18 protein-coding genes and 4 pseudogenes are annotated in these 22710 nt (G+C 70.0%); 12 read left to right on the forward strand and 10 right to left on the reverse strand.

Translation table 11 applies throughout. The features are described from left to right. Positions 1 to 480: 480 nt before the first annotated feature. Complete coding sequence (locus AB0D48_RS32135) at positions 481 to 768, reverse strand: hypothetical protein (protein WP_362404970.1); 288 nt, start codon at positions 766 to 768, stop codon at positions 481 to 483. Positions 769 to 1064: 296 nt separating this feature from the next. Here AB0D48_RS32135 and AB0D48_RS32140 point away from each other — a divergent pair. The 6 genes and pseudogenes from AB0D48_RS32140 to AB0D48_RS32165 all read left to right on the forward strand — a co-directional run. Then, positions 1065 to 1423, forward strand: a pseudogene (locus AB0D48_RS32140) (HNH endonuclease family protein); the annotation flags it as partial. A gap of 388 nt (positions 1424 to 1811) precedes the next feature. Beyond that, complete coding sequence (locus AB0D48_RS32145) at positions 1812 to 5306, forward strand: PEP/pyruvate-binding domain-containing protein (RefSeq protein WP_362404973.1); 3495 nt, start codon at positions 1812 to 1814, stop codon at positions 5304 to 5306. Positions 5307 to 5350: 44 nt separating this feature from the next. Then, positions 5351 to 6616 (forward strand): MFS transporter, encoded by a 1266-nt coding sequence (locus AB0D48_RS32150; protein WP_362404976.1) that lies wholly within the window; start codon positions 5351 to 5353, stop codon positions 6614 to 6616. Positions 6617 to 6933: 317 nt separating this feature from the next. Continuing rightward, positions 6934 to 7173: a hypothetical protein gene (locus tag AB0D48_RS32155; protein WP_362404979.1), complete on the forward strand. Its 240-nt coding sequence runs from the start codon at positions 6934 to 6936 to the stop codon at positions 7171 to 7173. Then, positions 7173 to 7550 (forward strand): fic family toxin-antitoxin system, toxin component, encoded by a 378-nt coding sequence (locus AB0D48_RS32160; RefSeq protein ID WP_362404982.1) that lies wholly within the window; start codon positions 7173 to 7175, stop codon positions 7548 to 7550. The genes AB0D48_RS32155 and AB0D48_RS32160 overlap by 1 nt, the downstream gene beginning before the upstream one ends. A gap of 364 nt (positions 7551 to 7914) precedes the next feature. Continuing rightward, positions 7915 to 8199: a single-stranded DNA-binding protein gene (locus tag AB0D48_RS32165; RefSeq protein ID WP_362404985.1), complete on the forward strand. Its 285-nt coding sequence runs from the start codon at positions 7915 to 7917 to the stop codon at positions 8197 to 8199. On the opposite strand, the gene AB0D48_RS32170 is transcribed toward AB0D48_RS32165, so the two are convergent. Further along, complete coding sequence (locus tag AB0D48_RS32170; RefSeq protein WP_362404988.1) at positions 8132 to 8581, reverse strand: hypothetical protein; 450 nt, start codon at positions 8579 to 8581, stop codon at positions 8132 to 8134. The two genes, AB0D48_RS32165 and AB0D48_RS32170, sit on opposite strands and share 68 nt — an antisense overlap. A 624-nt stretch (positions 8582 to 9205) precedes the next feature. On the opposite strand from AB0D48_RS32170, the gene AB0D48_RS32175 reads away from it, so the two are divergent. Both AB0D48_RS32175 and AB0D48_RS32180 read left to right on the forward strand, forming a co-directional pair. Continuing rightward, on the forward strand, positions 9206 to 9544 hold the full coding sequence (locus AB0D48_RS32175; RefSeq protein WP_362404991.1) for a hypothetical protein: 339 nt from the start codon (positions 9206 to 9208) through the stop codon (positions 9542 to 9544). 5 nt (positions 9545 to 9549) lie between these two features. Next, entirely contained in the window at positions 9550 to 9903 is a 354-nt protein-coding gene (locus AB0D48_RS32180) for a DUF6233 domain-containing protein (RefSeq protein ID WP_362404993.1), read from the forward strand. A 3-nt stretch (positions 9904 to 9906) separates the two neighbouring features. On the opposite strand, the pseudogene AB0D48_RS32185 reads toward AB0D48_RS32180, so the two are convergent. Together AB0D48_RS32185 and AB0D48_RS32190 are read right to left on the reverse strand one after the other, a co-directional pair. Continuing rightward, a pseudogene (locus AB0D48_RS32185) lies at positions 9907 to 10128 on the reverse strand (hypothetical protein); the annotation flags it as partial. A 40-nt stretch (positions 10129 to 10168) separates the two neighbouring features. Beyond that, on the reverse strand, positions 10169 to 10624 hold the full coding sequence (locus tag AB0D48_RS32190) for an NUDIX hydrolase (RefSeq protein WP_362404995.1): 456 nt from the start codon (positions 10622 to 10624) through the stop codon (positions 10169 to 10171). Between the two features lie 359 nt (positions 10625 to 10983). On the opposite strand from AB0D48_RS32190, the gene AB0D48_RS32195 reads away from it, so the two are divergent. Then, entirely contained in the window at positions 10984 to 12522 is a 1539-nt protein-coding gene (locus AB0D48_RS32195; RefSeq protein WP_362404997.1) for a carboxylesterase family protein, read from the forward strand. 301 nt (positions 12523 to 12823) lie between these two features. Here AB0D48_RS32195 and AB0D48_RS32200 read toward each other — a convergent pair whose 3' ends face one another. The 3 genes from AB0D48_RS32200 to AB0D48_RS32210 form a co-directional block, all read right to left on the reverse strand. Further along, positions 12824 to 15439, reverse strand: a complete 2616-nt coding sequence (locus AB0D48_RS32200) for an FHIPEP family type III secretion protein (RefSeq protein ID WP_362405019.1) — start codon at positions 15437 to 15439, stop codon at positions 12824 to 12826. Positions 15440 to 15602: 163 nt separating this feature from the next. Continuing rightward, positions 15603 to 17336 (reverse strand): CHAT domain-containing protein, encoded by a 1734-nt coding sequence (locus tag AB0D48_RS32205; RefSeq protein ID WP_362405001.1) that lies wholly within the window; start codon positions 17334 to 17336, stop codon positions 15603 to 15605. A gap of 26 nt (positions 17337 to 17362) precedes the next feature. After that, positions 17363 to 17719 (reverse strand): hypothetical protein, encoded by a 357-nt coding sequence (locus tag AB0D48_RS32210; RefSeq protein ID WP_362405004.1) that lies wholly within the window; start codon positions 17717 to 17719, stop codon positions 17363 to 17365. Positions 17720 to 18210: 491 nt separating this feature from the next. On the opposite strand from AB0D48_RS32210, the pseudogene AB0D48_RS32215 reads away from it, so the two are divergent. The 3 genes and pseudogenes from AB0D48_RS32215 (at position 18211) to AB0D48_RS32225 (ending at position 20290) form a co-directional block, all read left to right on the forward strand. After that, positions 18211 to 18744, forward strand: a pseudogene (locus tag AB0D48_RS32215) (NAD(P)-dependent oxidoreductase). A 165-nt stretch (positions 18745 to 18909) separates the two neighbouring features. After that, entirely contained in the window at positions 18910 to 19599 is a 690-nt protein-coding gene (locus AB0D48_RS32220) for a hypothetical protein (protein WP_362405007.1), read from the forward strand. A 145-nt stretch (positions 19600 to 19744) separates the two neighbouring features. Beyond that, positions 19745 to 20290, forward strand: a complete 546-nt coding sequence (locus AB0D48_RS32225) for a hypothetical protein (protein ID WP_362405010.1) — start codon at positions 19745 to 19747, stop codon at positions 20288 to 20290. Positions 20291 to 20445: 155 nt separating this feature from the next. On the opposite strand, the pseudogene AB0D48_RS32230 reads toward AB0D48_RS32225, so the two are convergent. From AB0D48_RS32230 to AB0D48_RS32240, 3 genes and pseudogenes are all read right to left on the reverse strand, one after another. After that, positions 20446 to 20742: pseudogene (locus AB0D48_RS32230) on the reverse strand (transposase); the annotation flags it as partial. Next, complete coding sequence (locus AB0D48_RS32235) at positions 20739 to 21035, reverse strand: transposase (RefSeq protein ID WP_362405013.1); 297 nt, start codon at positions 21033 to 21035, stop codon at positions 20739 to 20741. The gene AB0D48_RS32235 and the pseudogene AB0D48_RS32230, both read right to left, overlap by 4 nt. Positions 21036 to 21464: 429 nt before the next feature. Further along, positions 21465 to 22265, reverse strand: coding sequence for a maleylpyruvate isomerase family mycothiol-dependent enzyme (locus tag AB0D48_RS32240; protein ID WP_362405016.1), 801 nt, complete (start codon positions 22263 to 22265; stop codon positions 21465 to 21467). Positions 22266 to 22710 lie beyond the last annotated feature (445 nt).

Raw genomic sequence — 22710 nt, forward strand, 5'->3', positions numbered from 1 at the left:
TGTGCCCGCCCGGGAGAACGACCCCGAGGCCCGAGCGTCCCCGGGCCTCCTAGAAGGCGACGGGATGGTCCAACCTCGCCCTCCCGCTCGTGGCGGAAGTGAGCTCAGCCCCCGGAGCATCGGGGCCAGGTGCGGGCGCGGCGACGGCGACAGAGGGTGTGGCGACCACTGCATCGGGTGCGGACACAGCGACAGGGGAGGCGATTGCGGCGGCGATGGCGAGGACAGCGGTGGCGCGCAGGGTCCACTTCGGCACGGTGAGGCTCCGATCTCGGCGTGTGACGGCATGCGCCTTGATCGTCGCCACCTGTCCGGTGTCCCGGCATCGTCCGAAGGTCGCGACCGTATCCCCCGCACGGGGGAGCGGTCGCGAGGACGGGGAGCGGCCGGTCCTCGAAGGCTTTTCGGAGCCGAAGATGCCGGCTGTCGTGGTGGCGACCCCGTCTGGGCCGGTGCACACGGGTGACGGCCGTGGGCCGCTCACTGCGCCGGCCGCCCTTTCCCCTCCAAGACCGCTGGCATGGCCGCGCCGGCGGCTTGGTGCAGGCCGGGGAGGGACGTCAGCCGTTTCTGCTCGTGTCCGTCTTCGTGCCCATGGACAGAGGTCTGCACCCGCACGATCCCCGCAGGGCACCAGGCAATGAGCGCACCATCTGCCTCGGAGCGCAGGAGCAAGCCACCGCTCTCGCCGCCGAGTTCTGCGAAACCACTGGTCGCCAGCACCTTTCGGACCTCGTCCAGTTCCCTGCATTCGCTGGTGGTCCGCACTCTGGGGACGGCCATAGTACGAGGTGGTCTCAGCCGATTTCCTGTGGCTGAACCTCTACCGCGCTTTGTCTCAGCGTGCTGTTGCCAACAGGCCTGGCGAGCCCGTGAGCACATGCGACGTCGACTGCGGCGGCAGGGATGCGCATGCGCCGGAGCAGGTCGTGTGGTGCGCACGGTCAGGGTGCTGCGCCAGGTAGTGCCGCCGGATTGCAGGTGGGACACGGCGCGGGTTTCCGAGGCCGCTGGAGAGGAAGTGTTCGCCGTCCTCGCGGGGCCCCTATGGGTTTCGTCAACAGAAGGCGGTTCAAGCGCAGGAGGTCGGGCCGGGCTGCATGCTGACCGGCGGGGCCTTGGTGGTCGTACTACGACGAGCAGCTGGCGACTCCTGCCGACGCGCTGGATATCGACCACGTGCTGCCCTTGGCAGGGTCATGGGGCAGCGGTGCGAGTTCGTGGACCGCGGCGTGTCGGGAGGCGTACGCGAACGACCTCGGTCAGCTGACCTCGCTGGTGGCGGTGACGGCGCGTTCGAGTCGGCAGAAAGCTGATCAGGATCCCTTGAGTGGCTGCCGCCGGCTCCGGAGGCGTTGTGCCGGTACGGGGCGGAGGGGACGGCAACGAAGCTCAGTGGGGGCTGGCGGTCGATGAGGCCGAGCGGGCCGGCTGCTCGACGTCGCGGCCGGCTGCGGCGACACCCACGTGGAGTTCACCCTCATAGCTCGCACCGGTCAGGGTCAGTGTCTGCGCGCGGTCGGCCGCAGTACGCCGCTGAAACCGGACGCCGCCGGTCAGCTCGCCGTCGCCCCGCGGACGCGTGATCCCCATGGGCCCCGCGCGGATGGCTGAAACACCCTCATACCGGCCCCACTTGGCGAGCGCGGTTGTTTGACGAACACCCAACTGAGTAGGCGTACGTCTGTGCGTCCGCCGTTTTCCATCGTGGTCCAGTTACCCCCGGTCCGTACGCGGTTACACCGCGTACGGACCGTCCGCCGGCGACGCCGTCGCGCCACGCGGCGTCCCCCTCGACCCCGAGGAGCACCATGACCCCGATCCTCTTCGTCTATGCCAAGGGCGGCCCTCCTCTGGAGTACGCGGTCCCGCGCATCGCCGCCCACGCCGAGGTGCACGTCCTGGCGCTCGCGCCGTTGCCCCGAACCACCGAGTCGGTGTGGCTGCCCGGGTGCGCGTCGGTCACCACGGCCCCGCCGGGCGAGGGAGTGGAACTGGTCGATCTGATCTGTTCCCACGCCCGCCGCGTCGGCGCCGAGGCGGTGCTGACCCTGTCGGAGTACGCGGTGGTGGCCGTCGCCCACGCGAGCCTGCGGCTGGGTCTGCGCGGTGCCGGCGAGCGGGTCGCGGGGGCGAGGGACAAGCGTCTGATGCGCCGGATCTGGCGTGACGCCGGGGTGCCCGTACCGGGGTTCGCGGAGGTCCACGCTCCGGAGGACATCACGGCCGCCTTCGAAACCCTGAGGCCGCCGCTCCTCCTGAAGGCCGCCTGGAGCGCGGGTTCCACGGCCCACCTCAGCGTGTGGAACGAGCAGCAGGCCGAGGCGGCCTGGAAGACCGGACGTTCCGTCATGGAAGCCTCTTCCGCGCAGGGTTACGCGGAACTGCACGCCGCGGACGAGGGCGTCAGCGATTTCCTGCTGGAGGAGATCGTGACCGGAGAGGCCTCCGACTGGTTCGACGGGGACGGGTGGGGCGACTACGTCAGCGTGGAGGGGATCGTCGCCGACGGCCACTACCACCCGCTGTGCATCACCGGGCGGATGCCGACCATCGCGCCCTTCACCGAGCGGGCGAGCCTGGCTCCGGCCGCCCTCCCGAACGCGTTGCAGCACCGGATCGAGGAGGTGTCGCGCGCCGCCGTCGACGCGCTCGGACTCGACACCTGCGCCACCCACACCGAGATCAAACTCGGCGCGGACGGGGCCATGTGGCTGATCGAGACCGCAGCCCGCTTCGGTGGGGTGATGACCACCCGGCAGGTGGAGACCGTCTTCGGGCTCGACATGATCGGCATGCTGGTGCGCCAGTTGCTCGGCCGGGAGGTCGTCTACCCGGAGCGGATGCTGACCGAGGGCGAGGGCGCCGCCGGGTCCCTCGTCATCCTCGCCGTCGACCCCGAGGGCCGGCCCTGGACCGAACTCCCGGCCTGGGACTTCGATGCGGTCGACTGGCCCGCCCTGGTCGCGCCGGCATCCCGCGTGGAGCTGGTGCGCGAAGGCAGTCTCGCGCCGGGCAGCCCCGTCCCGCCGTACGAGGAGGCGGGAGGGGCCAACTCCATGGCCGCGCTGTGCTTTCTCACCGCCGAGTCCGCGACGGAGCTGCTGGCCGACTGCGGCCGCATCCTCACGGCCCTGCCGAACGCCCTCACCGCCGCGTCCGCCCCTCTCACGGCCGCCCCCTTCACGGCCGCCCCCTTCACGGCCGCCCCCTTCACGGCCGCCCCCCTCACGGCCACCCCCCATCGCCGCCCCCACCGAGCCCTCCGCCCTGTCCGCCGACCGCTCGACGCCCGGGAGCACCGCATGACGAACGCCGGAACCGTCACAGCCGCGCCGTCCCCCCGGGGCGCCGCCGTGGACACCCTGCTCACGCTGCCCCTGTTCGAGCAGCTGGCCGGGGTGCTGGGCGGGCACCCGTACGTGAAGGTCGTCGTGGACCGCGACCAGGGCCTCTGGCACGTCCTCGACAGCGCCGTGCACTCCTTCCACGTCAACTACATAGCCACCGAGATCCAGAGGCTGACCCTCGAGCAGCTCGACGCCGAACTCGACCGCTTCAACCATGACGTCTACCAGGACCCCGCGCGGCGCTTCCTGCTCGGCGTCCTGTCGCTGCACTCCCGGGGCGGCCCGGAGCGGGACGAGCCGTTCATGGTCCTGGAGACCACCGAGGCCGACACCATGGGCGCGGACCTGCTGATCGAGTTCCACGCCTTCGTACGGGCTCACCTCGATCCCGCGCTGGAGCTGCTGGTGAAGCCGGCCAACCACGGGCAGGAAAACGCCCTCGCGGCGGTGCCGGAGACCGTGGTGCCCCGTGCACGGGGTCACGCGCTCCTGGCGACCGCGCCTTTCGTGCCGTTGACGCTCGCCTCGGCCACCGGCCGGCTCCGCGCCTTCGCCTCGGGCGAGGAATACCTGGCCGCCCGCGCGGACCTGACCTGGTACGACATCGTCGCCATGCCGGTGGTCCCCGACGACATCCCGCGGCTCGCCGGTTTGATCAACGCCCAGCCCACCACTCCGCTGTCGCACACCAACATGCTGGCGGCCGGGTGGGGCATCCCCAACGCCATCATCCGCGGAGTCCTCGACACGATCGCCGACGAGAAGCTGGACGGCGCCTGGGTCCGTTACGAGGTCACCGCCGACAGGTTCGTCATCGAGCGAGCCGAGGAGCCGTCGGACCTCGCCGAACCGACGTGGCACACCCAGCGGATCCGCCTCGACACGCCGCACGTGACGGACGTACCGCTCGTGCCGCTGTCCGCGTTACGCGCCGGCGACCGGAACCGCTACGGCACCAAAGCGGCCAACCTCGGGGAACTGCACCACGTACTGCGCCACGGATCGGGCCGGCTGACCGGCTACTACTCCGTGCCCCGCCCGCCCCGGGCCGACCTGCTCGGTCACCTGGCCGCCCGGCTGGGGATGCCCGAGGACGGCGATCTCGCCCAGCACGCGGGCGAGTTCCTGACCCGGCACGTCCAGGCGCCGGCGGGCATCGCCGTCCCCTTCTCCGTCCAACAGCGCTTCCTGGACTCCTCGCCGGCCGTGCAACAGAGCATCGGCAAGCTGAAGATGGCCCTGGAGCTGAACTCCATGGACGCCGTGGACACGGTCTGCCTCCAATTGCAGCACTTGGTGCGCACCCTCCCGGTGCCCGAGGACCTGGTGCGCGCCCTGGACACGCAGCTGGTCGAGCACCTGGCGGGCACGGGCCGCTTCGCCGTGCGGTCCTCCTCGAACGCCGAGGACCTGCCGGGCTTCTCCGCGGCCGGGATCTACGATTCCCACACCAAGGTCACCGACCTGCCAGGGCTGCTGGACGCCATCCGCCAGGTATGGGCCTCGTTGCTCTCCCCGCGCAGTGTGCGGCTGCGCCATCAGGCCGGCATCTCCCTGGACGACACCTACATGGGGGTGATCGTCCAGCGCTACGAGCCGTCCCCGCTCGGAGGCGTCATGGTCACCTGCAATCCGACCAACCGGGCCGACTTCCGCAACGTGTACCTCAACTGCGCGCACGGGTCCACGGCCGATGTCGTCGACGGCCGGACGATGCCCCTGCAGTACCTGTACAACACGGTCGAGGGCGGCGGCCGCACGATCTCGCTGGGCGCGGCCGCCGAGGACCTGGCGCAGGACACGCGGGCCCACCTGGGTCGGCTGGCGCTGGCGGGCCGCCTGCTCCAGTCCCATTTCGCCACGGACTACACCTTCGCGGGGCCGCTCGACATCGAATGGCTGCTCGGGCCGGGAGGCGCGCTCCACATCCTCCAGCTGCGCCCGTACAGCGCCTGACCCGTCCGTACTTCCCCGCGTACCGTCCCACCCGAAGGTCGCCCATGCCCATCTCCCTGCGCACGCGCGTGAAACGCCGCGTCCGTCCGCCCGCCGCGGTGCTCCGCGTGATCCGGCTGAACAACGGGTTCCAGCTGTTGTTCAACCTGCTGTGGTGGATGCCGGTCTTCTACCAGTACCAGAAGCAGGCGGGCCTGTCGGACAGCCAGATCTTCGGCATCCAGAGCGTCTACTACGTGGCCTTCTGCCTGCTGGAGATACCCACCGGCTTCATCGCCGACCGCATCGGACAGCGCCGCTGCATGCAGCTCGGGGCGGCCGCGATGACCGCGGCGAACCTCCTCCCGGTCGCCTCGCCGTCCTTCGTGGGCTTCATGGCGCACTTCCTGGCCATCGCCGCCGCCCGTTCGCTGGTGTCCGGGGCCTCCAGTGCCTACCTGTACGAGTACCTGCACGAGCACGGCGCGGACGAGCACTACGTACAGGCCGAGGGCACCGCCCGGGCGCTCGGCCTCTGGGCGAAGATCGCCTGCTGGCCGCTGGTCGGCGTCCTGATGCACGTCCGGCACGAGGCCCCTTACGTGCTGACCGCGCTATCCACGCTCGGTTCGCTGGCATGCGCCGCGGCCCTCCCGGCGATCGCGGCGCCCCGCCGGGGCGGTCACCCGCCCGCGGAGCGCGTCGGGCTCCTCGATTCGGCCCGCCAGGCCGCGAAGGTGCTCGGAACGTCACGGTCCCTCGGGCCTTTGATGGTGCAGGGCGTAGCCGTGTTCACGCTCGCCCGCATCTGCCAGGTCAACCTCTTCCAACCGCTGCTCCTCGAAAAGGACCTCCCCGTCGCCGACCACGGTGCGGTGCTGTCGGCGATGACGGTCGCCGAGGCCGTTGGTTCGGCCAGAACCGGCTGGCTGCGCAGCAGACTGTCCGATACCACCGTGGTGACCGTCCTCAGCGTTCTCATGGCACTCACGCTCGCGGCCACCACGCTGTCGGGGGGCCTGGGCACGATCCTGTGGCTGTGCGCGTTCGCCGCCGCGGCGGGCCTTGCGTACCCGGTGCAACGCAACCTGATCAACGCGGCCATCCCGCCGACCCCCTACCGGGCGACCCTGCTGTCGGTGGAGTCCATCATCGACCGCGGCGTGTGCGCGCTGGTGGCCCTGGCCGTCGGTGCCTACCTGGCGGCGGACCGCCTCGACGCGCTCCTCGTGCACGCGGCGGCGGGCACCTGTCTGCTGCTGCTCGTCGTGGGCGTCGCCTTGCGGCGGCTGCGTCGGGACGGGGGACGTCCGGCCGCCGGTCAGCCCTGATACGGCGGGGACGGCCGCGCGCGGCGGCCAGACCCTCGCGTCGGGGATGATCCTCTCCCTCATGGCGGGTGGCCGCTCCAACGGAGCCATCGCCATACCTGGGACTGTCGCGCCGGCCCGCCGACCGTTCCGCCGCCGAGAGGTGGCTGCCGGAGTGCCTCGCCGGGTGGGCGAGGCCCCGTCGCAGCCGGGATGGCCAGGCCGCACCCCGGTACGGGGCGCCTCCCCGGCAGGACACGCCCGAGCACAAAGCCCGGCGCCGGCTGGTCGCCCTCAGGAGCACCCCCAGGGCTGGTAACAACTGTTACCATGCGGGTATGGCCAAAACGCAGCTGGGTGCACGGGTCGATCAGGATGTCGCAGAGCTCGCGAAGAAGCGTGCCGCAGACCTCGGGCTGAGCATCGGGGACTACCTCGCCCGCCTCGTCCAGGACGACGCGAGCGGTCTGCGGGCCCGCGCCGTGGACGCAGCCGCCCGTTTCCTCGCCGAGCACCAGGAGGTCTTCGACGAGACCGAGGACGCACAGGAGACCCGCCGGGGAGAGCGCGCCGCCTGATGGAACTGCACATCGACGTTCCCTGGATCCTGCAGGTCGCCCAGGCCGCCGGCGCCAACGATCCCGCCCCCGACGACTACGGCGTCCCCGTCTCGGCAGTCGCCCGCCACCGGGCCGAACTCTTCGAGCAGCCGGTCTACAACGGCTCGTACGCCAAGGCGGCCGCCCTGGTGCACACGCTGGGACGGTGCCGCTGGCTGGAGCGCTCCAACCTCGCCGTCGCCGCCGCAACCGGCGTGATGTACCTCGAAGCCACCGGAATCGCGGTCAAACCCACACGCGACGACGCCATCGCCCTGAGGGATCTCCTCCTCGATCCCACCTGCACCGCCGCGAAGATCGCCACACTGCTGCGCTCCTGGCCCACTGCCAGCTGACGGGCGCGGGCTACGCGCGCTGAGGTTTCTACGAGCGCTACCTGGCCGCTCCCTGGCCGGCATCGACGTGCTACAGGTCGGGCTGTCCGGTGAGGGGGAAGAACAGGCTGACGGCGGGCGATGCGGGTTCGGTCAGAAGGCTCCGTGAGGTCCAACTCCGGAGGGCGCCGGCTTCTGCTGTGACCACCGCAGCTGGCGGCACGAGCGGGCTGCGACGCCGGATATGACCGACCGGGGCCCCGGCGGCTGCGGGACAGTCTCTCGATTCACCGGAGCATGGAAGCACAGCCCCGCACGAACATGCCCGCGACCAGCACTTTCACAACAGGCCCCAGCTGGCCCCCGTTCAACTCGGAAGGCATTCGTGTCAGACGAGACCACTGTGCCCGTCGTCGGCAGCCTGGTCCGCGACCCCGAACTCAGGTTCACCCCGGGAGGCGCCGCAGTCGCCGCGTTCCGCATCGCATCCACCCCGCGCACGCGACCGGGCCGCGGCCGGACCTTGGATCATGCCAGGGGTGCGGCCCCTTCGGGAGCCGCACCCCTGGCGTGTGCCGGCCCTTACCGGCCGGCCACGCGGGTCACACCGCGAGCTCGACGGTGGAGCTGCCCGTGCCGCTCTCCACGACGGTTCCCTGCGGAACCATGACGGTGCCGTCCCCCTTCGGCAGCGGCTTGCCGTCGACGCACAGCCCCGGAAGCCCCTTCGGGTCGTTGCAGTAGTCCTCCGGAACCACACCGGAACCGGGGTCCGTCGGCTCGGAACGGTCCTGGTCCTCGCCCTGGCTCTCGTCGGTGTCCTTCCCGTGGGAGCCGCCCCGGTTCTTGTTCCAGTCCCCGCTCTTCTCCCAGTCGCCGCCCTGGCGCTCCTCGTGGTCATTGCCGCCGCGGTCGGCCGGGAGGGTGATCGCGTGCGGGGTCGTCGCCGGGGTGGCGGCGAACGCCCCGGTGGGCAGCAGTACGCCCCCTGCCGCCAGCGAGGTCGAGGCGGTGAGCAGTGCCAGACGCAGGGTGCGGGAGGAGCGAGACATGGAAGATCTCCTAGCGTGAGGGAGGGGGAAGAAGGTCCTCGGTTGCGCTTCAACCGATGCCTCAAGTAAGCCCCGGCAGCAGGAAGGGGGTCATGTCGCTGAATTTCGGGACTTGACGGATATTGTCTGCCCTGGTATATGCGCGAGGGCAGACCGCCGCCCTCGCTCGGCGCCGTCGCGCTGGTGCTGGTCGACCCGGCCGACGTGCCGAGCGTCCTGCGGGCCGTCATCCCGAAGCCTTGAGGCGGCTACGCGTGGCCGCGGCCCCGCTGGACGCCTGCTCCGAGGGCGATTCGGCGTCGCAGTGGTGGCATGCCCGCACGCCGGGCCGCATGAGCGCATCCAGGCCTGCGGGTTGTCCATCTCGACCCCACCGCCGGTCGCGTGTGCGCAGTCGTGCCCGTGGATGAGCACACCCGGCCCCCGGCCCCCGGGGCCTGGCGCCTGGAGCCAGCCCGGGCGGGGGGAGGTCGGGGAAGGGAGAGTCATACGACGAGCCCGGGTTCCCCGCCGAGCGCGGCCACGGCCAAGCGAGTCTTGCGCCATGGCTCGATTGATCATTTGTTCGATATTCGGAGCGAGCCTGGCGCATGCGTGGTCCCGTTTGATTCGAACAGACGTACGATGTCGTCATGTCCTTCGAGTTCCCTCCCCGGCCTGCGGGCCCTCCAGGCACAGCTCCACCGCATCCGCGCCGAGCACTCCGCCCTGTGCGCCGCGCTGCCCTTGTCGACGGAACCCCTCCCCGGCTGGACGTCCCAAGATGGCCGCTACTTCCTGCGCGGCGACGTACCGCCGAGCCCTGGCTACACCCAGGAGGTACCGCCGGGCCGGCTGGAGCGTCGGCTACGGAGGCTGACCGGCGTCGTGGGGACGGGCGCGTTCTGGCAGAGCGTGGAGCGGGAGAAGGTCGTCGCCGCACGGATGGCCCTCAAGCGGGCCCACGAGCCGGCTGCGGGGTAGCAGCCGTGGCCGGGCGTGATCCGCGTGCGCTCTTCCCGCCGGATCTGGCCCGGCTGGAGGTGGTGGAGCGGCAGCTCCACGCGCTCCTCGTCGAGGTCCGAGCACTGATCGTCGAGGCCCGCCGTGACCAGCGCCTGGCCGAGACCCCGCACCGGCCGGTGCCCCAGACCGGCTGGCGGATCCAGTACGGGATCGGCGCGGTGCAACGGCCGGTGATGGTGCACGCCGGGGACTGCTCCCTCGGCCAGTCGCGCTCCCGTCCCGCCACCCGCGAGCAGGCCACCGACGCCCTCGCGCAGGGAGTCGAGGCATGCCCGATCTGCCGGGCCGACTCCGGGCTGGGGATGCTGGAAGCCTGATAAGCCGCAGAACACATCAAGTCGCTCCTGGCCCTGTAACTCCCGCAGGTCAACGTCGAAGTCGATGACCTCGTCGTCCTTGAAACGGAAGATCGCCAGAACATCGGGACTCGGCCAGACCCGCAGTTCCGGGCACTCAGCGTCCACCAGACGGGACAGCACGGTCTTCGCCCGAGGCACCGGAAGCACCGTCTCGCCTTCGGAGTACTGGCACTTCCAGCCCCGCGCCCCGCCTACGACCGCCGGCGCGCGGAGTGCGCGGCTCCTACAGGGCGAGTTCGAGGTAGGCGGCCCGCTTCTCCTCACGTGCTGCGAGAGCCTGTCGCCAGATGGCGAGCGCGAAGGGCGGAATCATGCTGGGGGACATGTCCTCGGGCAGGCAGAACCGGACCTCGTCGATCTCCGACTTCTGGAGGCTGATGGCCTGCTGCTGCTCCGGGCTCAGCTGGGGGCCGTCGAAGACGTAGAAGACGTGGGATCCCTCGGCCCTGGTAACCCAGGCGGTGACCAGGAGGTCACCTATCTCAAGGTCCAGGCCGAGCTCCTCACGGAGTTCACGACGGACGGCGGCGGTGGGGATTTCGCCTTCCTCAAGATGGCCACCGGGCAGGTTCCACCGCTCCTTGTAGACCGGGTTGACGATGAGCACGCGTCCTTGTTCGTCCCGGACGATGGCGGCGGCGGATGCGGTGGCCTTCACGTGGCCGGCGGATGTGGTCATGGCTTGCTCCTGTGCTGCTGAGTGACAAGTTCGGGCCCGTCAGGCGGAGGCGCGGGAATTCTTCAGCAGTTCCCCCGCGATCGTTGGATCTGCTTGTGTGGCCGCCTCGCACATGCGCAGCAGCCACGGCACCTCCTCGGAGAAGCAATCCTCTCCCACAGAGGGAAACTCGGCCGGTACGCCCGGCTCGCGCACCGGAGCCCGCATGTTCAGCCGCCGACCGCCATCCAGTTGAGCTCTGCGACTGCTTGGGCGTCCTGGCCCAATGCTCTCCGGGATGAAGACGTAAATGACTGGCACGCATCGTGCGGCAGCGGGATGATTCCCGGAACGTCCAGGCCGCCCAGGGAAGAGCCGTGATGACCGTTACCGCGTCCGAGCCGTCCGGATCCAAGCCCGAGGTCCGCGTGGCGGGCGGGGCGCTGCGCGGCAGCCGCGAGGGGGGTGTGGCGGTCTTCCGCGGGATCCCGTTCGCCGAGCCGCCGGTCGGCCCGCTGCGTTTCGCCGCGCCCCGGCCCGTACGGGGATGGGACGGGGTCCTGCCGACGGCGGCGTACGGGCCGCCGCCCCCTCAGGGCGGCCATTTCGGTATGGACGCGCTGGCGCGGGACGCGGCGGGCGACGACTGGCTGACGGTCAACGTCTGGTCGCCCGAACCGAGCCCGGGCGCAGTGCTGCCGGTGATGGTGTGGATCCAGGGCGGTGCCTACTCGATAGGCATGTCCGGTCTTCCCGAGTACGACGGCGGCCGCCTGTCACGTGACGGCGGTGTCGTCGTGGTGACGTTCAACTACCGTGTGGGCCTGGAGGGTTTCGGGCAGATCGAGGGGGCGCCCGCCAACCGGGGCCTGCTGGACCAGGTTGCCGCCCTGGAATGGGTGCGCGACAACATCCGGGCCTTCGGCGGTGACCCGGACCGTGTCACGGTCTTCGGCCAGTCGGCGGGCGCCGGATCGGTCGCCGCGCTGCTGGCAATGCCGCGCGCGGCCGGGCTCTTCGGCCGGGCCGTGGCACAGAGTGTGCAGGGCACGTTCTTCTCGCCGGAGCTCGCCGCCGACATCGCCGCCGCTTGTGCCGCCGAGCTGGGGATGGGGCCCACGGTGGGCGACCTGTCCGGGGTGGACCCCGTCCGGCTGTCCGCTGCCGGTGATGCGGTCGGCTCCAAGATGGACCGGTGGGCGGATCGCTGGGGTCCGGTCGGGCACCGGGCGATCCCGTTCTCGCCCGTCGTCGACGGAGACGTCCTGCCGGTCACGCCGTGGCAGGCCCTGGCCGACGGCGCCGGCCGGGACGTCGAACTCCTCGTCGGCCACACCCGCGACGAAACGCGGCTGCTCGCCGCGCTCGACGGGCTGCTCGGCCAGGTCACGGCGGAGCAGGCGGAGACCGCCCTGCATGTCTTCGGCCCTGGCCGAGACGCCGCACGCCGCTACCGCGACGCGTTTCCCACCGCGGGCCCCAACGAGCTGTACGAGCTGGTCAACTCCGACTGGCTGTTCCGCATGCCGTCCCTCCACCTCGCCCGGGCCCAGACCGCCGCCGGCGGCCGTGCCCACGTCTACGAGCTGACCTGGCCCGCCCCCGGCATGGGCGGTGCCCTCGGTGCCTGCCACGGCCTCGACGTACCGCTGGTCTTCGGCAACCTGGACCGCGGCCAGCCCGCCGTGCTGATCGGCGAAAGCCCGTTCCCCGAGGCGGAAGAGCTGTCGGCACGGATGCGGGCCGCCTGGACGGCCTTCGCCGCCCACGGCGACCCCGGCTGGCCCGCGTACGACGCGGGGCAGCGCCTCGTACGGCTCTTCGACACCCGGCCGGCCCTCGCCTCCTACCCGGAGGAGGCCTCCCGCCTGATCTGGCAGGACCACACGTTCCCGGCCCTGCCGCTGCTCGGCAGCTAGTGCCCCTCCGTCGGCACCGGAACGGTGACCAGCGATCCTGACCATGACCGGCATGTCACCGGTCACTACGGGCGGACCCCGACCACCGCCCCCGAAGGGCCGTGTGCCCGGGTGCCGCCGTCCAGGACCCGGAAGACGGTGTCGTCGATCAGGACGACCACGGTCATCCCGACGTGGCTGCGGCCGACCCTCAACCGTTGGCCGGCCAGCCGCCGCTTCCTGCGTGTCCCCGTGTGGGCCGCGCTCGCGGCGCCCCGCGGCCGGCGCCCTGAGGGGTTGCTCGCGGCGAGCGAATGGCTTCTCAGTGATCGAGCGGCTCCTGGCGGCCGAGGCGGTCGAGAATCTGCTCCACGGTGAAATCGATGTGCGGCTCAGGGGGCGGCGTGGGCTCGATGTACGGATCCAAGCGGGCGCGATGCAGGGTGACCTGCACGCGGAGGTTCCTCAACGCCACTTGGGCGGGGTCGAGCGTGGACAGACCCGCAGCCTGCTCCTCGGTGAGCCATTCCACGGCGGGTACGCCGATTTCGGTAGTGACAGGACCGACTCTGGTCTCCGATGACCGGGCCGGCACCAGTGCGTGATCCGTCGGGAGCAGCCCCTGATGGACGACGTCGCCCCAGACGTAGATGACGTACGTCCGGGACGGCATGTGGTCGTGCGCGGAATACGCCACCCCGGGCATGAACCAGCCGTCTTCCTCACGGATCCGCTCCCTCATCCGTTCCGTCTCCGCGATGGCGACGCCACCCTGCCGGGAGTCGAAGAAGGGGGTCAGGTCCGTCGCGACCGTCACCCGCAGAGGAACCAGACGCAGGTATGCGGACCTTGCGGCCACCTGCCACTGGAACGCCTCCTCGAACCGCTTGAGGGAGTCGGCGACGGTCGCCAAATCTCCCAGGATCTGGTGTTCCAGTTCCACATTCGGCACCATGCGGGCGAGGGAACGGGCATCGTGCAGATCCTCGTACGCGATGTCGGGGGCCAAGGCCGCTAGGTGTACGGAAGCCAGTTCGTGCAGCGTCCGGGCGGCAGTGTCGTAGTGGCTCAGGCCGACCCGGATGCGGGCGACAGCGGTGAGCTGTTCGACGGCGGCCGGAAGGTCCCCGCTGCCGCGCGCGGCCTCGGCGAGAAGGCCGCGGAGCTCGGCCTCGCCCGCTTCGTCGCCGGTGTGCGCGGCGAGTGCTTCGGTCAGTGGGGTGCGGGCCTCCAGGAACCGCTCGGCGACCAGCAGCAGCCTGCCGAGGCGAATGAGGCTGTCGGTGTGCTCCCCGTCCTCGGTGTCCTTCTGCAGGTCGAGGATCCGTCGCAGTGCCGCCTCCCGTTCCGTGGATGCAACGCCGAGTTCGTCGGCGGCGTCGCACCACCAGTACCAGGCCTGGAGCTCTCGCCCGGTCATGCCGTTGGTACGGGCGATCGAAGCCGCCTCGCGAGCACGTTCCAGTACCTCGCGCCGCTGGTCGTCGGACTCCATGTCGGCCTGGTCGACGGTCGCGAGAAGGAGGTCGACGCGGTACGTGGGGGAACGCAGCTCCGCGTCGCGCCGCAGCACATCGCGCAGGAGGCGGGTGGCACCTTCGGGATCACTGAGGCTCTTGCGGCACGTCACGCGACCCCGCAGCCCGGCCAGCTCGAACTGCTCGTAGCCCATCCGGGAAGCGTTCTCGAAGCTGATTGCGTAGTGTTCCTCGGCATCCGCGAAGGCGCCCTGGCGGAAGTCGACATCACCCTTGAGCAGCTCCGAGTGAACTTCGATGCGCGGGGAGTTCAGGTACCGATTGAGGGCGTCGACCTTCACGATGGATGACCTCGCCTTCTCCGTCTCGTCGAGCTCCAGCCAGTTTTCCGCTGATTCCAGAAGCACCACCGCAGCATTACGGGGTTGCTGAAGACCTTCGTGGATCTTCACGATGGCCTCCAGCTCGCGCTCGGCCGCGAGGAAGTCCCGGCGGACCAGCAGGACGGCGCACACCCGGTCGAACCTGACGCAGTTGGCCTCCCCGCCTCCATCGCAGATGTTCCGAGCGACGTCCATGGCTTCGTCGAGCAGAGCCGTTACCCGCTCCCGGTCGGCGGCGTCGTCACTCATGGCGAGGACGCGGGCCAGGGTACGCAGCCCGAAGGAGAGCGTGCTGGGGATCCCGCCATCGCGCCGGGCGATGTCGATGGCTTCCGTCAGCTGTACGACGCGCTCGGGTTGCGGCGTCGGCCTCAGTTGGAAGGTGAAGTGGTAGGCGGCCGAAACGAGGGTTTGAGCGCGTTCCCGATCCGTCCTGGGAGGGCATTGGGTCAGGGCGTGCTCGAAATGGCGCACCGCGTCGTAGCTGTGGCCGAGCTCGCTCTCGGCCTCGGCCAGCGTGCAGTACAGCCGGTGTTCCGAGGTACGGGAGAGCATCTGGTGGCAGAGCTTCGCGACCTCGCTGTAGCGGCCGAAGGTGTGATGAATGTCTGCCAAGGCCAGGGTGGCTTCGACCGCCAGCTCTGTGTTCCCGCCGGCCAGCGCGAGCCGCCGCAGTTCCTGGAGCAGCGGCTGGTCCAGCCGCCGGATATCGGGTTCGTCCGGGAAATTCCCCAACTCGGCGGCCAGCGCAGCCGCACAGCGCGCGGTGGGTTCGGTCGGGGAGCCTTGGCTCGTGAACCGCGCCCGCATGATGAGCGGCACGATGAACCGCGGAACGCCGTTCTGCCACGACCGTTCGAGCAGATTCAGTCCGGCGAGCTTGTCGGCCCGCTCCAGGGTGCGCGCCGGCGGCTCGTCCATGAGTCGGGCGAGGGCCCCGGCCGGGACGGGCGTACTGAAGGGTGTGGCAGCCTCCAGCAGCCTTCTGCTCCCGTCCGTCACCCGATCGACGAGGGCAGGCAGCAGGATGTCGGCGTCGAGCATCCTGTCGCGCTTGTCTCGAAGTCTGACGCGCATCAGGTCGCCGCTGAGATGGATGCCGCTGCGCGCCGCCTCGAACTGTGTGATCAGCAGGCGCGGGTTGTCGCCCGCGGCCTCCCGGATGGCAACGATCTGCTCGGCCGTGAGATCGGTCGGATCATCCGTCTGCAGCCGGTGGATCAGCCGTTGGATCTCCTCCTCACGCGGCGGCGTGAGGGTAATGGTCTCGAAGCGAGCGGTACACGGGAGGTTCAGCGGATAGCGGCTGGTGATGACGATCCGGTCGCTGCGCTGGGGCGTGCCGAGGACGCCGGTCAGCGCCTCCAGGACCTGGACCGTCTCGCTCTGGGCGATGGGCAGCTCGTCCACCATGGCGATTTCGTCGACCGTCGTGCGATCGGGCCGGAAGCTCGTCTCGAACTCGTCCAGCCAGAAGAGGAGGTTGCCCGGGTAGTGGCGAAACGCCGCGCCGAGCCACTGCGTCAGTGGCAAGCCGGCTTCGATGCCCTCCAGCATGCCCGAGAACCGGTGGTCTGCCATGAGCACTCGCCGAAGGTACTCCTCCGTCAGATAGTTCTCGCGCAGCCGCAGGACAACCAAGTCGAACTGGTCCTCCAGGCGCTGGCAGACCCTGCCCACCAGGGGTCGTCTTGCCGATGCCGCCCATCCCCTGGACGACCAGTCCGGGGCGGACGGCCCGGGCGTCGGTGAACGGGTGCAGCACCCTGATGGCCCGCTGGATCTGACGGCGGCGGCCGACGAACCGGAGCGGGTCCGGGTAGGCGGGTTCGGCTTTGCCGGGGCGGGGTTCCGCCATGACGATCGCGTCCCGCGGCACGGGGCCCACCGGACGGTCGGCGGCCGGTACGACGAGCGGCCCGGGCGGGTTGCCACGGACGAACATGCGCAGCAGGTGCCAGTACGGCACTCTGGTGTACATGTCCTGGTAGGTGCAGGCGAGTGCCGTGGTGGGAGACTCGCCGCGGGCCAGCCACTGGTAGAACACAGCAGCCGCCTCCGTCGCCATGACGTCGGCCACGGGCCGCCCCCAGCCGAGCACGACCGGTGCGGTGGCCTGCGCGAGCTTCTCGGCCAGCGAGGCGACAGCCCCGGCGTCGGCGGACTCACCCGTGCGGCAGCCGGAGAGGAACACCACGGTGGACCGCCCCGCAAGGCTCCGCTGCAGATCCCGAATGCCGGTCTGCCTCGGCCTGCCCATGGGATCTTCGGTGAGGAACTTGGGGCCGTCCTCGGTGTGGAGGGCATGCCCGGTGAGGTGAACGGCGTCGAACTCGCCCGCAGCCCGCCGATAGATGCGTTCCTCCAGCTCGTCGAGGTCGCCCAGCTCCTCCACTTCCAGGTCGATCCGCTGGCGCCGGGTCTTCTCCCAGATCCGACCCTGCTCGCCGTCGTAGTCCAGCGGTGCGGCGGTGTCCAGATCGGGAGCACAGGCCATGAAGACCATGCGCAGTGGGCGGTGCTGGGGTGGCCGACTCGGCCATGCGCCGGTCAGGCGACGCACCGGCACGATCGGAGTCGGGGCCGTGGCTACGAAGGTGTCGCCGTCGTGGAGCAGTTCCCACGGCAGATGGCTGAAGCGGGCGCTGGAGGGGCCCGCGGAAATACCGAGGACGAGGATGTCCCAATCGCGGGCACTGTCCTCGCTGCAACGGGACAGGAGTCGCTGCGGGGTGTCCAGAAAGGCGTACAGATCCCGGCCGAAGGCGACGAGAGACCGCAGGTGCCGGTCCCGGTCCTCGGGGTCGGAGGGCAGTTCCGCGTAGTACTCCGTCTCCGCGCGGTCGATCCGCCTCTGAACGGCGGTCGCATCGACTGCTACCGGTGTCGCCTGGTCGCCGGAGCCGTAGTCGTAGTGGAGGCGGATCGTGTCGGAGTCCGTCTGGTCGATGTGCACACTGATGTGACGTTCCATGCCGTTCTCCCGACTCAGCCCACCGCTCACCGGTCCGTGTCGTCGGTCTCCGCTCGGAGCAGGAGTTCCAGTTCTTCCCGGGTCAGGTTCTCCAGCAGCTCGTTGGGACGGTCTCGGCCGGCGACGATGACAACGATCCGTTCCACGGACCGCCCGGACTCGGCGGCTCGGCTCCCGCGCCACCGCCGGCACCAGCGAATGAGCTGGTCGGCCAGGGTCACGGACCCACCCACGATGGCGACGACGGCGGCGACGGTGCTCACCGGGTCCTTGTGGGCCTCCGACTCCTCCTGCTTGCGGACGTTTGCGGCCCCGTCGGCAAGCGACACGACCTCGGCAACCGCCTGGTCGGCATCCCGCCCCTGGACGAGAATCTCCACCATGTCCCCCTGACCTCATGGCCGAATACCAACATTCTGCCGGGCCCGCACGGACGCGCAAAGGGCGCGCACCGCGTATAAAATTTACGACGAGCACGGGCTCGCGCAGACGGGACGACGCACGGAGGGGGACCGGGATGCGCCGCCGCTGTGGCGGGACCCCGCCAGCCCCGGATACGGCCGTGCGCGCCGGGACTCATCGATACCGCAATGCGTGCGAGCAGGGCGCGTACACGACGGCTGGTAGACCATTACCGGGCCGTGAAAGCCATGACGCGCCCGCAACATCCGCCTCGGTCTGGCTCTCCGAGTTCGGCCGAACGGAAAATTCAGCGGACGACGTCGGTCGAGTCCGCCCCGATCATTCGTGGCGAATGGTCTAGGTTCGGCCCGTGAGTTCCTTGGACCGTCCCGCTGATCAGAGCGCCGCCCGGTTCCTGTTGCCGTATCCGGCATCAGATGTGCGCGGCCTTCCAAATGATCTGTCCGTCACGGTGTGGGACGGCGTCGGCGGGCCGCCGGACGCGCAGAGCCTCGCATCGGTGGAATTCTTTGTCATCCCCTACGGCTGCACGGATGCTGCCGTGCCCCTCCTTGTGAGCGCGCCTCGGCTGAAAGTCGTCCAGTCCCTGTCAGCCGGCGTCGACGACCTCGCGAAGTTCGTTCCGGCCCGGGTCACCTGTGCAACGCCAGGGGCGTTCATGACACCAGCACCGCCGAACTCGCCGTATCGCTCACTCTCGCGTCACTCCGGGGCATCCCCGACTTCGTGCGTGGCCAGGACATCGAGGAGTGGCGGACCGGCTACCGCCCCGCGCTGGGACTGCACGCCGCCCTGGACGTCACCGACACAGAGCCCCTCCCGCCCGGTCATTCGCTGTGGCACGCCCCACACACACATCAGTCCTCACGTCGGAGGCAACAGCTCGGCCTTCCTGCCGCGGGCACGCCGTCTGGTCCGCGCCCAGATCCTGCACCACCTCGCCGGAGAGCCACTGGAGAACGTCGTTCTGACCCGCACGCCCTGACCTCGGATCAGTCGTGGTGCGGGGACCAGAGTTCCGGCCACAGGCAAAGGGACCACCGATCACAAGTACCCCCTGTTCCCCCTGGCGCCCCATTCCGCGAGCGTCACCCTGTCGCGGATGCCCCGCGACGGCGAAAACGGACGATGACTTTAAGGGCCCGCCCACGTGACCAGACACCACTCTCCCGAGCCGGCCGTGCGCCCGGATCCGCACGAGTCATTCGGCGAATCCCGCTGGCCGATGGCCGCGGCAGTCCTCGCTGCGATGGTGCTGACCGTGCTGCTCCCCGACGGCTTGCGCATGGCGCCTCGCTGGGTGTTCCCCGTCGTCGAGGGGCTGCTCCTGCTTGCGCTGATCGCGGGCGACCCGGGCCGGATCGACCGGCGTTCCGCCTTCCTGCGCGCGGTCTCCATCACCCTGGTCGGAGCCCTTGCGCTCAGTGCCGTCTGGTCGACCGTCCACTTGGTCGACGACCTCATTCACGGCGGGCGGGAGACCAGCTCCGCCACGAGCCTGCTGCAGGCCGGTGGCACGGTGTGGGTGTGCACCGTCCTGGCCTTCTCACTGCTGTACTACGAGCTCGACTGCGGCGGGGCCGCCGCCCGCGCCCACCACATGCCTCCCACCCCTGCACTCGCGTTCCCCCAGCAGCTCAACCCCACCCTGGGCTCGGCCGACTGGCGCCCCCGCTTCATCGACTACCTCTACCTCGGGCTCACCAACGCGACCGCCTTCAGCCCGACCGATGTCATGCCACTGGCCCCCTGGGCCAAGATCGTCATGAGTATCCAGGCCCTGCTCTCCCTTCTCATCCTCGGGCTGGTGGTCGCCCGCGCCGTCAACGTCCTTGCCTGACGAGCTGCGGGGACGGCATGACTGGCTCTGTTAGAGGTTGTTGTCTTTCCGGGCTTGAGGACTGCGTTCTCGCTGGTCAGGCATAGGGTCGGCGGTCTTGTGGCAGTGGTGACGTGTCGTGTCGTTGCTTTGGTGGAGGTCGAGGATGCCGTCGGTCGTGGGACTGCTGGAACAGCGTGAGCTCACCGCTCCCCGTCGTGTCGACGATCTGCGGGAGGAGGCCGACCGCCTCCAGGCGGAGCTGGCCGTGGCTGAGCGGGAGTGGAACGAGTGGGTCATCGCCCGCTCACGCGTTGGCGAGGTACTGGCCCCGGGCAACGACGCCGTCGTCGGCCCCGCCGCCTCCGAGGGTCTGCCGGCTCCCGGTGTGCAGCCGGCGCGGCCCGAACCGGCGGAGGCGGCGAAGCCGAAAACAGTGGTGCCGGTGTGGCGCGCGGGGCTGGCCTGGTCGGCGCTGTCGGTGGACTACCAGCGCATCCTGCAGGCCCTCAGTGACCGTAACCGACTCGGTCAAGGAGCTTTGACGTGCCAGGAGATGGCCGCCTGCTTCGGCCTGGACCCCGTACCGGGAAAGGTGGAGGCACTGCGATCGAAGGCCAAGCGGCTGACGGCGCGCGGCTGGCTGATCGAGCCGGCACCTGGCCGATTCAAGCTCGCGAAGGACGTGGCCGGGCAACGCGGCGGGCTATGAGCATCGTCATCGACCAGTAGACCATCGCCTCCGCGCTGGCGATGGAACGCTCGAAGTCGCGCACGAGACGGCGACTTCGCATCAGGTGGGCGAAGCCGCTCGACGATCCAACGCTTGGGCAGCACGACGAAGCCGCGCATGTCGTCGCTGCGTTTGACGATGGCGAGGACCAGGGCGAGAGCCGCGAGGCAGTACTCGACGAGGCTGCCGGTGTATCCGCCGTCGGCCCAGACCAGGGCCAGCAGGTGGTGCGCGGCAGTGACCTGGGTGAGCAGGACCTGGGCCGCGGCGCGGTCGCCCACATCCGCTGCGGTGACCATCACCGCGAGCAGCAGGCCAAGGGTGTCGACCACGACGTGCCGCTTGCGCCCGTTGATTAGCTTGCCGCCGTCGAAGCCGCGGCTGTCAGAGCCGACGACCGCGTCCGCTTTGACCGACTGCGAGTCGATCACGCCCGCGCCCGGCTCCGAGTCCCGCCCGGCCCGCTCGCGGACCAGGCGGCGGAGCCGGTCGTGGAACTCGCGGACCAGATCGTGGTTGCGCCAGCGCCGGAAGAACGCGTAGACCCCGTCCCACGGTGGGAAGTCGCTGGCATGGCACGCCACTTCGTGCCGTTGTCGACCAGGTATCGGATCGCGTCCAGCATCGCGCGGTGGCAATAAGCCTCCGGTTGCCCGCCCCGGCCCCGCAGCCAGCCCGGCACCGGCAGCAGTGGCCGGACCACCGCCCACTCGGCGTCCGACATGTCGGTGGGATACCGACGCTCGCGCGCCCCGTGGTCTCTGGCGTTCCCGAACCTGTGAGCCAGACAGTCACACGCGAGAGTGGCTGAAGTGGACCCCACTCCCGCGTTGCCGTTGAAATGCGACAACAAAGCCTCCTGGACCGCAGGTTGGCTTCGACAGACTTCGAGCTACCAAGAGGCGCTGCTCTCATGCACGGCAGCCGCGGCAGTCACCCGATCGACTGACTTCTCGACGAGATCGGGACGGCAGTCGCGTCGCTTCTCGTGATTGCTGGGACGGACAAATTCGCACTGCCATCCAGGTAGACGGTCGGCTTGGTGACGCCCGGAGGCCGCCTCGCGGGTTTGAGCCCGGTGCCGCGACTGACGAACCTGGCGAAGAGTCGTGTCTTACCGGCTCGAGGCGCGGCCAACGGCCCCCGCTACGTCCTACTTCTCCTCCGGCTCCCAGGCGCGGAGCAGGTCGAGCAGCCCTGCGTCTCCGTCAACGTGCAAGGAGTCGGCCTGGATCCGGTCGTACAGGTAGAGGACCAGCTCACTGGCCGTGCCGTGGACGGAGGCGCCGGCTGCGTCCGAGTCTTCGCCGGTCGCGGCGGTGGGCGCGGGGATGCGGGTGATGCGTGCGCCGTCGCCGTCGACGGTGAGGCGCCAGGAGCGGCCCTCGGCGGCGTGGAAGTCGAAGGCCGTGGGCTTGTGCGGCCAGGCACTCGGCGTTGCGCAGACGGTGAACAGGAACTCCTCCACACCGTCAAGTGCCAGCTCGACCGGCAGCCGCTGCGGGGCGCCCCAGGCGAGCTGGGCGTCGTAGGTGTGCACCGCGGTCTCCTGGACCCGGTGCCGGGCGACACCGCCGGCGGTCTGCGGTGACTGCGACGCGGGCCACCACGTCCAGCAACCGCTCTCCGGTCCCGCCGCGCGCAGGGCGCCCAGCAGAAGCTGCGTCGACGCGTCCAGCCAGGCCAGCAGGGCCTCACGCTCCTGCGGCACTTCCAGCGCGGCGCGCGCGGCGACGGCCTCGGCCGGGGGAGCGTCGGCAGACCCCGCGCCGACGATGGCGGCCCAGAAACGGTCTCCCCCACCCAGGTGCTTCACCAGATCGAACAGCGTCCACCCCGGGCAGGTCGGCACCTGCGCGTCGAGACCGGGCGCGGCGGCGACCACGGCGCGGAAGGCGGTCGACCGTTCATCGATCAGTCGCAACAGGTCAGGGAACTCAAGATTCTTTTCCACGCCGGATGTCTATCACCGTGCTCCGGTGATCGGACAGCGATTTTCACAGTCGCCGCCGGTTGGCCATTGCGGACGTCCCGCCTCCCACCGCTCGGGTGACAAGCTGCGCACTGCTGCGAGGACGCTGGTGGTGGCGGTACGCCAGGCGTCGTGCCTGTGGGTGCTCTGGCCTCGCCGTGCGGCCGGGCATCTCGGCGACGTGACGTCCACCCGGTGCGCGCGGTCGTGCTGCCGCTCGATGTGATGGACGCGGAGGTCACGATGGCGGGGGAGGACCGGTCGGGTCGGGAGTTCAGGTGACTCCCGTTCGACCAGCACTCCTCAAGTTCGGAACAACAACAGCCACTTAGCTTGGCATTTATCCTCTGCGGGCTTGGTGTTCCTTGATTGACTCGGCGCGTTTGGCCGTCTTGCCGACGCTGTGATGGTTGGCCCGGTGGTTGTT

Origin of the sequence: Streptomyces sp. NPDC048269, from assembly GCF_040652395.1 — a bacterium.
GTDB lineage: Bacteria > Actinomycetota > Actinomycetes > Streptomycetales > Streptomycetaceae > Streptomyces.